At 76.6% G+C, this 11100-nt stretch carries 9 protein-coding genes and 1 pseudogene; 2 read left to right on the top strand and 8 right to left on the bottom strand.

The window, feature by feature from the left end; all coding sequences use genetic code 11:
- Positions 1–525: 525 nt before the first annotated feature.
- Complete coding sequence (gene lexA / locus AB6N24_RS21520) at positions 526–1254, top strand: transcriptional repressor LexA (RefSeq protein ID WP_412871405.1); 729 nt, start codon at positions 526–528, stop codon at positions 1252–1254.
- A gap of 367 nt (positions 1255–1621) precedes the next feature.
- Here lexA and AB6N24_RS21515 read toward each other — a convergent pair whose 3' ends face one another.
- The 3 genes from AB6N24_RS21515 to hflX all read right to left on the bottom strand — a co-directional run bounded on the left by AB6N24_RS21515 (position 1622) and on the right by hflX (position 6707).
- Positions 1622–2626, bottom strand: a complete 1005-nt coding sequence (locus AB6N24_RS21515) for an L-lactate dehydrogenase (RefSeq protein WP_246056469.1) — start codon at positions 2624–2626, stop codon at positions 1622–1624.
- Between the two features lie 58 nt (positions 2627–2684).
- Positions 2685–4964, bottom strand: a complete 2280-nt coding sequence (locus tag AB6N24_RS21510; protein WP_412871404.1) for an ATP-dependent DNA helicase — start codon at positions 4962–4964, stop codon at positions 2685–2687.
- Positions 4965–5174: 210 nt separating this feature from the next.
- Positions 5175–6707: a GTPase HflX gene (gene hflX / locus AB6N24_RS21505; RefSeq protein WP_412871403.1), complete on the bottom strand. Its 1533-nt coding sequence runs from the start codon at positions 6705–6707 to the stop codon at positions 5175–5177.
- Positions 6708–6815: 108 nt separating this feature from the next.
- Here hflX and AB6N24_RS21500 point away from each other — a divergent pair, with 108 nt between their 5' ends.
- The gene (locus tag AB6N24_RS21500) at positions 6816–7427 is read left to right on the top strand and encodes a class I SAM-dependent methyltransferase (RefSeq protein WP_412871402.1); all 612 of its coding nucleotides are present in this window, start codon (positions 6816–6818) and stop codon (positions 7425–7427) included.
- On the opposite strand, the gene AB6N24_RS21495 is transcribed toward AB6N24_RS21500, so the two are convergent.
- From AB6N24_RS21495 to AB6N24_RS21475, 5 genes and pseudogenes are all read right to left on the bottom strand, one after another.
- On the bottom strand, positions 7414–7752 hold the full coding sequence (locus AB6N24_RS21495; protein WP_412871401.1) for a TlpA family protein disulfide reductase: 339 nt from the start codon (positions 7750–7752) through the stop codon (positions 7414–7416). The genes AB6N24_RS21500 and AB6N24_RS21495 overlap by 14 nt on opposite strands.
- A gap of 66 nt (positions 7753–7818) precedes the next feature.
- Positions 7819–8817 (bottom strand): diaminopimelate epimerase, encoded by a 999-nt coding sequence (gene dapF, locus AB6N24_RS21490; protein ID WP_412871400.1) that lies wholly within the window; start codon positions 8815–8817, stop codon positions 7819–7821.
- Positions 8814–9770 carry a tRNA (adenosine(37)-N6)-dimethylallyltransferase MiaA gene (gene miaA, locus AB6N24_RS21485; protein ID WP_412871399.1) on the bottom strand — a complete coding sequence of 319 codons (957 nt, stop codon included), beginning with the start codon at positions 9768–9770 and terminating at the stop codon, positions 8814–8816. The genes dapF and miaA overlap by 4 nt, the downstream gene beginning before the upstream one ends.
- Positions 9767–10759 (bottom strand): class III extradiol ring-cleavage dioxygenase family protein, encoded by a 993-nt coding sequence (locus AB6N24_RS21480; RefSeq protein ID WP_412871398.1) that lies wholly within the window; start codon positions 10757–10759, stop codon positions 9767–9769. The genes miaA and AB6N24_RS21480 overlap by 4 nt, the downstream gene beginning before the upstream one ends.
- Before the next feature lie 17 nt (positions 10760–10776).
- Positions 10777–11100 (bottom strand): annotated as a pseudogene (locus AB6N24_RS21475) (hypothetical protein); the annotation flags it as partial.

Here is an 11100-nt window from a genome sequence, read left to right as displayed (position 1 = left end):
TCCCGCAGCGGCGCGCACCGGCCCAGCGCCAACCCGCGTCCGCGCACCGTCGCGCGTCGGGCGGGCCTGGGTCGGAGCACCATGCGCCGGCGCGAGGGGCCGCGGACGGCGCGGGGTCGGGACCACCGTGGCCTGCACGTCCTGTGCGGCGAACCACGCCTCGCGCGCCCGTGCTGCTGCGCTCCCGCTGCGCACGTCCGAGCCGCGCACTGCCGTGGAGATCACCATCGCACCCATGCCGTCCACCCTCCCTCGTCGACCCCGCGCTCCCCGCGCGAGTTCGAACACGTGTTCGTCGAACGCTTGTACGGTTCTACCACCCCGCGTCGCGGGATGTCGAGACACGCTCGAACAGATGTTTGATCCGTCACCCCTGCTCCCCTAGGCTGACGTCGCAGGAGACAGCGCACCACGAGGCACTGACACGGGCGCTGGCCAGCACCGATACATCTGGAGGCGACGGTGGCGAAGCAGCGCGGGACCGAGGAGAGGGTGGACGTCACGGGCGGCGCAGCCCGTGACGGCCTGGCGTCCGTGCACACGCTGCCCGACGGAGCCCCGGACGGCGACGGGCTCACGGCGCGCCAGCGCCTCGTCCTCGAGACGATCCGCACGTCGGTCGAGTCGCGCGGCTACCCCCCGAGCATGCGCGAGATCGGCGACTCGGTCGGGCTGACGAGCCCGTCGAGCGTCAAGCACCAGCTCATGGCGCTCGAGCGCAAGGGCTACCTGCGCCGCGACCCGAACCGTCCCCGGGCGATCGAGGTCGTGCAGCCGGACGACTCGCGCGGCGTCGCCCCGTGGTCGGCACCGAGCGTCACCGCGACGGCGTCGGCCCGCCTGGGCGACGAGGACAGCGCGGCGCGGGACTCGGCACCGGCACCGTCCTACGTCCCCGTCGTCGGCCGGATCGCGGCCGGTGGGCCGATCCTCGCGGAGCAGGTCGTCGAGGACGTCTTCCCGCTGCCGCGCCAGCTCGTCGGCGACGGCGACCTGTTCCTGCTCAAGGTCCAGGGTGACTCGATGGTCGAGGCGGCGATCTGCGACGGCGACTGGGTCGTCGTGCGGCGTCAGCCCGTCGCCGAGAACGGCGAGATCGTCGCCGCGATGATCGACGGCGAGGCGACCGTCAAGACGTTCAAGCGCGCCGACGGGCACGTGTGGCTGCTCCCCCACAACGCGGCGTACGCCCCCATCCCGGGCGACGACGCCCAGGTGCTCGGCCGGGTCGTGAGCGTGCTGCGCAGCCTCTGACAGCCGGGCACCGCCGTGCTCGTGCGGCCCCGCGCCGCACGAGCAGGACCCTGGGCCGCACGAGCAGGACCCTGCGCCGCACGAGCACGAACGGGCCCGACTGCTGACCTGCGCGGGCGCGTCGCACGGCTGGCCGGAGCGGGCACGTCGAGCGCCTGGCCCGCCCGGCCGGATCACGCACCTGGCCCGCCCGGCCGCGTCGAGCCGCTGGCCCGCCCGGCCGCATCACGCGCCTGGCCCGCCCGGCCGCATCGCGCGCCCGCCCGGCGCTGCGCGCGCTCGGACTAGCCCGCCAACGACGACGGCCGCCCCGCCCGCACTCAGCGGACCGGGCGGCCGTCCTCGTACGACGGGGTGCGCTCCCCGGTCAGAACCCGAACCGGCGGGCGACCGCGCGCAGCGTCTCGGCCGAGCGACGCAGCCCGGCGAGCTCGTCGGCCGACATCGGGACCTCGAGCCGCTCGCCGACGCCCTCACGACCCACGAGGGCGGGGACGGAGAGGCACACGTCGCGGATGCCGTGGTAGCCGTCGAGGAGCGACGAGACCGGCAGGATGCGCTGCTCGTCCTTGATGACGGCCTCGATGATCCGCGACCCGGCGAGCGCGACCGCGTAGTTCGTCGCCCCCTTGCCCTCGATGATCCGGTACGCGGACTCGACGACCTCGCGCGCGATCCCGTCGCGCACCTCCGAGGTGAGCGGCCCGCGACCGTTGATGCCGTTCCACTCGAGCAGGGGCACGGCCCCGATCGTCGCGGAGCTCCACAGCGGGAGCTCCGTGTCGCCGTGCTCGCCCGCGACGTACGCGTGCACGTTCTGCACCGCGACGCCCGTCTGCTTGGCGATGAGGTAGCGCAGGCGCGAGGAGTCGAGCACCGTGCCGGACCCGAACATCTGCGTCGGCGGGAGGCCGGACTGCTGCAGCGCCGCGTACGTGACGATGTCGACCGGGTTGGTGACCATGATGTAGACGGCGTCGGGCGCGACCTCGACCAGCGGCGGGAGGATCTTGCCGACGAGCGAGATCGTCGCCTCGGCGAGGTCGATGCGGCTCTGGCCGGGCTTCTGCTTCGCCCCGGCCGTGACCACGACGACGTCCGCGCCGGTGCACACCTCGATGTCGTCCGAGCCGACCACCTCGGCCATCGGCATGAACTGGATGCCGTGCCCGAGGTCGAGCGCCTCGGCCTCGACCTTCGCCTTGTTGATGTCGTAGAGCGCGACGCTGCGTGCCGCACCGCGCATCAGCGCCGCGTAGGCCATCGTCGAGCCGACCGCACCCGCCCCGACGATCGCGAGCTTGCTGGTCCGTCGCACCTGCCCTGCGGTGACCCCGGTCAGTCCCAGGTCGTCCCCGTCGTTCTCGCTCACGCGTCCTCCTCACCGGTGGGCCCCCGCGGCCCCGACACCCGTGGGCGTCGCGACCAGGCTAGTTGCTCGTGGTGGTGCCGACCCGTCCGTCGAGGCGGCGCAGCGCGGCCTCGACCACCCCCCGGTCGGTCGTCCGCCAGAAGCCGGGGAGCGACCGGGTGAGGAAGTCGCCGTAGCGGGCCGTCGCGAGCCGCGGGTCGAGCACCGCGACGACCCCGCGGTCGTCGACGCCGCGGATGAGCCGGCCCGCGCCCTGGGCGAGGAGCAGCGCCGCGTGCGTCGCGGACACCGCCATGAAGCCGTTCCCGCCGGACGCGGCGACGGCCTCGGACCGCGCCGAGCGCACCGGGTCGTCCGGGCGCGGGAACGGGATGCGGTCGATCAGCACGAGCTGGCACGCCGGCCCCGGGACGTCGACGCCCTGCCAGAGCGAGAGCGTCCCGAACAGGCACGTGCGTTCGTCCGCGGCGAAGTCCCGCACGAGCGTCGGCAGCTGGTCCTCGCCCTGCGCGAGCACGGGGACGTCGAGCCGCTCGCGCATCGCCGCGGCGACCGCGTCGGCGGCCCGTCGGGAGGAGAACAGGCCCAGCGTCCGCCCTCCGGCCGCCTCGATGAGCGCGGCGATCTCGTCGAGCTGGGCGTCGGTCGCCGGCTCGCGCCCGGGCGGCGGGAGGTGCCGCGCGATGTAGAGGATCCCCTGGCGTGGGTAGTCGAAGGGGCTGCCCACGTCGAGCCCGCGCCACGGCAGCGGGTCGCCGGGCGGCGGCGTCCCGGGCGGTGCGGGGGCGCGGACGGCGAGCGTGTCGCCGGAGCCCGTCGCGACGTCGGCGTCCACGCGTGCGGCGAGGTCCTCGGCGTCGGACGACGCGAGGTGCTGCGGCCCCTGCGGCTCGGCGTCGGTGCGCCCCTCGAGCCCGAGCGAGCGGGCGATGGGGGCGAACGTCCCCCCGAGCGCGAGGGTCGCGGACGTGAGCACGCTCGACCGCCCCGCGAGCACGTGCGTGCGGATGAGCCCGTTGACGGACAGCGGGGCGGCGTACAGGCGGGTCATGGCCCCGCCGCGTCCGGTGTCGCCACGCGCGCACCACAGCACGGTGTGCCGGTTCTGGTCGGGGTCCGCGGCCATCCGCTCGGCGACCTCGAACAGCGCGAGCATCGTCGACATCGCCATCTTGGAGCCGCCGTCCGCGCCGGCACCGGCCTTCGCCGCCGCGGGCTCGGGCTTGAGCGCGGTCAGCAGGCCGCGCGCCGCGTCCCGGACGGCCGCGACGGCCTCGAGGGCCCCGGGCGGGAGGCCGTCGGGGAACCGCCCCTCGGGGAGCTGGACGAGGACCGACCCGAGCGCCGCGCTCGCCGCGTCCAGGTCCGTCGTCAGGATCCCGCCGTGCCGGCGCGCGAGCCGGGCGGCGTGCTCGACGATCGCGACCGACAGCTCGGCCGTCGCCTGCGCCGTCACGCGGTCGGTGAGCTCGTGCGCCTCGTCGACGATCACGACCTCGTGCTCCGGGAGCACGTTCGGCGAGCCCGAGGCGGCGATGCCGAGCATCGCGTGGTTCGTCACGACCACGTCCGCCTCGCGCGAGAGCACCCGCGCCTTCTCCGGGAAGCAGTCGTCGATCAGCGGGCAGCGCGTGCCGAGGCACTCCATCTTCGTGACCGACACCTGGCGCCACGCGCGCTCGCTCACGCCGGGCACGAGGTCGTCGCGGTCGCCGGTCGCGGTCTCCTCGGCCCACTCGCGCAGCCGCACGACCTGCTCGCCGAGGCTCGCGGTCCCGCGGGGGCTCTCCGCGGCGCCGGGCTCGGGCGCGGGGTGGTCCGCCGCACCCGCGTGGTCGCCGAGGTCGAACAGCGTCCCCGGCTCGTCCGCCGGGTAGCCGCCCGCGACCTTGTGCAGGCAGACGTAGTTGTGCCAGCCCTTGAGCAGCGCGATGCGCGGGGGCCGCGGCAGGCGGGGGGCGAGCGCCTGCGCGACGAGCGGCAGGTCCCGGGTCATGACCTGGCGCTGCAGGGCGAGCGTCGCCGTCGAGACCACGACGTGCTCGTCCTCGAGCACCGCGTGGCGCACCGCGGGCACGAGGTACCCGAGCGACTTGCCCGTGCCGGTGCCCGCCTGCACGAGCAGGTGCTTCCCCGAGTCGATCGTCTCCGCGACCGCGTTCGCCATCTCGTGCTGGCCGTCGCGCCGGCCGCCGCCGAGCACGCCGACCGCGAGGTCGAGCAGCTCGTCGACCGAGGCCGGCCCCGTCGACGGGCGGACCGCACCGGCTCGGGCGCTGCGCCCGCCCGGGGACTTCGCCGCGGGCGCGGCGGAGGACGGGACGGCGGGCTCGGGCACCGCGACAGCCTAGTGCGGGGGCCTGACAGCCCCCGCCCCGAGACAGGTCGGACAGCTCCTACCGTCGGAGGGCTGACAGGCCCGGTCGTCGGGGGCGGACACGCCCGGCCGCCGCGCGGTGGGCGCCGGCGTCGCGTCGCCCCGGGTCGGCCGAGCCGTCACCGAGCGGCTGCCCGGCCGCCGTCGCCCCTCCGGACGACGGCGCCCGGGTCACGCCGAGCGGACCGCCGCGGCCGACAGCTCCGAGGCGAGCGTCTCGTCGACGCGCGCGCGCAGGGCGGTCCCGGCCTCGGTGTGCTCCTCGGAGTCGATCTCGCCGTGCAGGTGCACGCGGTGCACGAGGTCCCCGCGGTCGTACGGGATCACGACGTCGACGGTCACGCTCGGGCGCGGCAGCTGGTCCGCGATGAGCGCCTGCAGCGCCTCGACGCCCTCGCCGGTGCGCGCCGAGACGACGATCGACCCCGGCTCGCGCGAGCGCAGGCGGGCGAGCGCCTCGGGCTCCGCGAGGTCCGCCTTGTTGAGCACGATCACCTCGGGCACGTCCATCGCGCCCGGGATGTCGGCGAACACGTGGCGCACCGCCGCGATCTGGCTCTCGGGGTCCGGGTGCGACGCGTCGACGACGTGCAGCACGAGGTCCGCGTCCGCGACCTCCTCGAGCGTCGACCGGAACGCCTCGACGAGCTGGTGCGGCAGGTCCCGCACGAAGCCGACGGTGTCCGTGAGCGTGTACACGCGCCCGTCGGCGGCCTCGGCACGCCGCACCGTCGGGTCGAGCGTCGCGAACAGCGCGTTCTCGACGAGCACGCCCGCGCCGGTGAGCCGGTTGAGCAGCGACGACTTGCCCGCGTTGGTGTACCCCGCGATGGCGACCGACGGGATGCCGTGCTTCTTGCGGGAGGCGCGCTTGGTCTGCCGGGCGGGCTCCATCGCGGCGATCTCCCGCCGCAGCTTCGCCATGCGGTCGCGGATGCGCCGGCGGTCGAGCTCGATCTTCGTCTCACCGGGACCGCGCGAGCCCATGCCCGCGCCGGCGCCGCCGACCTGTCCACCGGCCTGCCGCGACATCGACTCGCCCCAGCCGCGCAGGCGCGGGAGCAGGTACTCGAGCTGCGCGAGCTCGACCTGCGCCTTGCCCTCACGGGACTTGGCGTGCTGGGCGAAGATGTCGAGGATCAGCGCGGTCCGGTCGATGACCTTGACCCGCACGACGTCCTCGAGCGCGCGGCGCTGGGAGGGTGCGAGGTCGGCGTCCACGATCACCGTGTCCGCACCGACCGCCGCGACGACGCCCGCGAGCTCGGCGGCCTTGCCCGAGCCGAGGAACGTGCTGGGGTCCGGGGTCCGGCGGCGCTGGAGCATGCCGTCGAGGACCTGCGAGCCGGCGGTCTCGGCGAGCGCCGCGAGCTCGCGCAACGAGAGCTCCGCCTGCTCGGCCGTGCCGGAGCCCCACAGCCCCACGAGCACGACACGCTCGAGCCGCAGCTGGCGGTACTCGACCTCGGTGACGTCCTCGAGCTCGGTCGACAGGCCGGCCACGCGGCGCAGCGACGTGCGCTCCTCGAGGTCGAGCTGGTCGCCGTCGAAGGACGAGTGGACCGTGCCGCCCTCGTGCAGGGCCGTGCCGGCGCGGGCGAGCACGCGTGCCACGACGTCGTCCGCGACCTCCTGCGCGCTGCGGCGGTCCACGGCGGCGTCGGCCGTCTCCTCACGCGTCTGGGGGTGCTGCGGGTCGCTCACGCGGTGCCTCTCGTCCGTGGTCTCGTCGGTCTCTCGTGCTCGTTCCAGGGTGTCACGCGGTTCCCCGCCCCGCGACGGATATTCGCTGCAGGCGGATAGGGTCGCGCCGTGAGCGGGAACGACCACTACTTCACGGCCCGGCCCGCGTCGCCGGACGAGCGCCGCGTGCGCACCGTCACGCTCGGCGGGCAGGACGTCGACGTGGAGACCGCGGGCGGGGTGTTCTCGCCCGACCACGTGGACCTCGGCACCGAGGTGCTGCTGCGCTCGGTGCCCGCACCGCCGCCGGCCGGGGAGCTGCTCGACCTCGGCTGCGGGTGGGGGCCCGTCGCGCTGTCCCTCGCGCTCGCGTCGCCCGGGGCGCGGGTGTGGGCGGTCGACGTCAACGAGCGCGCGCTCGACCTCGTGCGGCGCAACGCCGAGCGGCTCGGCTGCGCGAACGTCGTCGCGGTGACGCCCGACGAGGTGCCCGACGACGTGACGTTCGCGGCGCTCTGGTCGAACCCGCCGATCCGGGTCGGCAAGGCCGAGCTGCACGCGCTGCTGCTGCGCTGGCTCCCCCGCCTGTCCCCCGGCGCGCAGGCGCACCTCGTGGTGTCGAAGAACCTCGGGGCCGACTCGCTCCAGCGCTGGGTCGCCGAGACCCTCGCCGCGTCGGCCGACGTCGAGCGCGTCGCGAGCGCGAAGGGCTTCCGCGTCCTGCGGGTCAGCGCACGCTGAGGCCGGCGACCGCGGCGCGCGCCTGAGCGAGCGTCGGGGCGCCCACGACCCGGGCGCGCTCCACGCCGTCCCCGTCGAGCACCAGGACGGTCGGCGTGGTCCGGACGTCGAGCCGCTCGCCGAGCGCCAGGTGGTCCGTCACGTCGACGTCCACGTGGACGACCCCGGGCGTCGTCGCCGCGACGCGCTCCAGCACCTGGTGCGCGGCCCGGCACGGGCGGCAGAAGCGGCTCGAGAGCTGCAGGAACGTCGCCGTCGCGCCCGGCGTGATCCCGAGCTCCGCGACGGCGGGGTGCGCCGCGGGCGGCGGTGTCGTGAGGTCCACGCCGGGCTCAACGGGCCCGGGCGGGTCGCTGTTCCCCGTGCTCTCCCGCCGGGAGCCGCGCACCGGTCAGGCGACGAGCGCGGCCAGGTCGACGTCGACCTCGGCGACGAGCACGGCGGGGCCGGCGAGCTCGACGTGCCCGTCGGGCAGGACGCGCACGCGGACGCTGCCGCCCGGGACGTCCACGACCCACACGTCGGGGGCCTGCGGACCGGCCCAGGCGCGCACCGCGAGCGCCGCGGCGCACGCCCCCGTGCCGCACGAGCGGGTCTCGCCGACCCCGCGCTCGTGCACGCGCATCCGGACGCGCCCGACGAGCGTGCCGTCGGGTGCCGTGTCCTCCCCGAGCGGCACCACGAGCTCGACGTTCGTGCCGTGCGGCGGGACCGGCGTCACGGTGGGCGGACGCGTGAGGTCCGCGCTCGCGAGCTCGGCGTCGTCCGCGAGCGCCAGGACGGTGTGCGGGTTGCCGACGTCCACGCTGAGCGCCGGACGGGCGACGTCCACGCCCGCGACGAGCACCTCGGCGTCCTGTCCGGCGGCGGCGGCCTCGGGTCCCCCGGGCAGCGCCCACGGCCCCATGTCGACCGCGTACCACGGGGCGCCGCCGTCGGGTGCGTCCACGCGCCGCACCCGCCGCACCCCGGCCCTGGTGCCGAGCGCGAGCTCCCCGGCCGCGGGGTCCCAGGCGCCGAGCCGCGCGAGGTACGCGGCGAACACGCGCACGCCGTTGCCGCACATCTCCGCGACGGAGCCGTCGCCGTTGCGGTAGTCCATGAACCAGTGCGCGGCGGGCTCGTCCGCGAGCACGGCCGCGCCCTCGGGGAGCGACGCGCTGGGCGCGACGCGGATGACGCCGTCCCCGCCGACGCCCGCACGCCGGTCGGCGAGCGCACGCACGAGAGCCGGGGTCAGGTCCAGGGCGCCGGCCCGGTCGTCCAGCAGGACGAAGTCGTTCTGCGTGCCGTGGCCCTTCGTGGCGGCGAGCCGACGGGCGGCGGGCGCTGCGGGCTGCGCCGCCCCGGGCGCCGTGAGGGTCTCGCGGGAGGTCGCCGGGCTCGTCATGAGCCCAGACTACGGCGGGGCGCGGGGTCGTCGGTCGCGGGCCCGAGCGTCCCCGCGTCGGCGCGGGCGACGAGCGCGAGCGCGCGCGCGACGAGGTCCGGGCTCTGCGCGTCGAGCCAGTGCACGCGCGGGTCGCGCCCGAACCAGCCCATCTGCTTGCGGGCGAGCCGGCGGGTCCCGGCGGCCACCGCGGCGCGCGCGTCGTCCTCGGTCAGCTCACCCCGGAACGTCGCGAGCACCTCGGCGTACCCCACGGCGCGCGACGCGGTCCGCCCGATCCCGCGCTCCGCGAGCGCCCGCACCTCGTCGACGAGCCCGTGCTCCCACATCCGCGCGACCCGCTGCTCGATCCGCTCGTCGAGCACGCCGCGGTCGCAGTCGAGGCCGAGCTGCACCGCAGGCACCTCGTACACGTGCTGCGGGAGGCTGGCCGAGTAGCGGCGCCCGGTGAGCTCGATGACCTCGAGCGCGCGCACGAGCCGGCGGGCGTTGCGCGGCCCGATGCCGGCCGCCGCGACGGGGTCCCGCGCCTCGAGCTCGGCGTGCAGCGCGCGCGAGCCCTCCGCCTCGACCCGGGCCTCGAGCCGCGCCCGGACCTCCGGGTCGGTGCCGGGGAACTCCATGTGGTCGAGCAGCGAGCGCACGTAGAGCCCCGAGCCGCCGACCGCGATCGCGCGGGCCCCGCGTGCGTGGATCGCGGTGACGTCGGCGCGCGCACCCGCCTGGTAGTCGGCGACCGAGGCGTCCTGCGACGGCTCGAGCACGTCGAGCTGGTGGTGCGGCACGCCCTGGCGCTCGGGCACGGTGAGCTTCGCGGTGCCGATGTCCATGCCGCGGTAGAGCTGCATGGCGTCGGCGTTGACGACCTCGCCGCCGAGCGCGTGCGCGAGCGCCAGGGCGAGATCGGACTTCCCGGTCGCCGTGGGGCCGACGACGGTCACGACGAGCGTCATGCGTGCGGGTCCTCCGGGCGCGAGGGGCGGGTGGTCCCCGCCGGGGAGCCGGCCCCGGCGAGCCCGTCCGGCGCGACGACCCAGGCAGCGACGACGTGCTGCGCCCCGAGCGGAGCTCCCGCCGCGTGCACGGTCGCGGTCACGAGGCGTTCGGCCGGCGCGTCGTCGGTGCCGACCGGGGGCAGCGCACCGAGGAGCACCTGCCAGGGGGCCCAGCCCGTCACGTCGAGCTCGCCCGCGAGGCTCGGGTCGAGCGCGGCGAGGCGCCCGAGCGCGGCCGGTCCGGCGTCGGCGAGGTCGGCGAGCACCGCGGCGTCGTAGGCGGGTGCGCGCTCGTCGTCCGCGCGCGGGGCGTCGGGTCCGTGCCGGGCGCTGAGGGAGCCGACGACCACGAGGCCGGTGCGGAGCGAGCCGTCCGGCGCGAGGGCGCGCCCGGTCCCCGCTAGACGGGACGCGGACGCCCCGTCGCCGCGGGCCGCAGGGGCCGTCTCGACGACGTCCACCGGTCCAGTCCAGCCGGCCTCGCGGAGCAGCAGCACGGCGACCGAGGCGGACACCCCCACGGCCGGGGGCGCGGGCGCCGCGTGATCCGGGGCGCTGGCGTCCAGGGGCTCGGAGTTCCGCGCACCGGCGGCAGCACCGTCGGAGTCCCGCGCACCGGCGGCAGCACCGTCGGTGTCCGGCGCACCGGCGTCAACGGGTCCGCCGGACTCCGGCGTCCGGACCGCGTCGCGCCACCGCAGCGCACCGTCCGGGATGCCGGCGGCGGCGAGCGACGCGCGCACGGGGCCGGGCGTCACGCGCACGGGACCACCGTCGTCGAGCCCGCGACCGGGGGCGACGACGACGACGCGCCCGAGGTCGCACGCGAGCACCGCGCGCACCGCCGCGAGCGCGTGGGTGCGCAGGTCGGCGTGCACGTCCGTCCGCCCGGACGCCCCGGGGACGAGGAGCACGGTGTCCGGGACGAGCGCGGCGGCGACGAGCATGCCCCGACCGTAGCCGCTCAGTCGGTGAGCGCCCGCGCGACGTCGTCGGCCTCGCGGTCGCGACCGGCCCGGCGCAGGACGTCGATGAGCAGCGCCGCGGCCTGGGCGCGCAGGTCCCGGTCGCGCACGAGGCCGAAGCCCTCGACCGCGGACTCGAGGTGCTCGACGGCCAGGTCCGTGGCACCCGCGTCGGCGTGCAGGCGGCCCGCGAGCCAGAACGCGTGCGACGCGTCCGTCACGTGCCCGGCCACGCCGAACGCCTCCGCGGCGGCGGCCGCGCGCGTCGCCGCCTCGCCGTCGCGGCCGAGCGTCGCGAGCAGGCGCGCCGCGCAGTCGTCGAG

The sequence above is a fragment of the Cellulomonas jepli genome (genome assembly GCF_047229345.1).
Classification (GTDB): Bacteria; Actinomycetota; Actinomycetes; order Actinomycetales; family Cellulomonadaceae; genus Cellulomonas_A.
The sequence above is the reverse complement of the archived record's forward strand: the minus strand, read 5'-3'. Positions and strand labels throughout refer to the sequence as shown.

Coding starts and splice junctions, on each gene's coding strand:
- AB6N24_RS21480 (WP_412871398.1), bottom strand. CDS start 10,759: ATGCTCGTCGCCGCCGCGCTCGTCCCGGACACCGTGCTCCTCGTCCCC.
- dapF (WP_412871400.1), bottom strand. CDS start 8,817: ATGACGAGCCCGGCGACCTCCCGCGAGACCCTCACGGCGCCCGGGGCG.
- miaA (WP_412871399.1), bottom strand. CDS start 9,770: ATGACGCTCGTCGTGACCGTCGTCGGCCCCACGGCGACCGGGAAGTCC.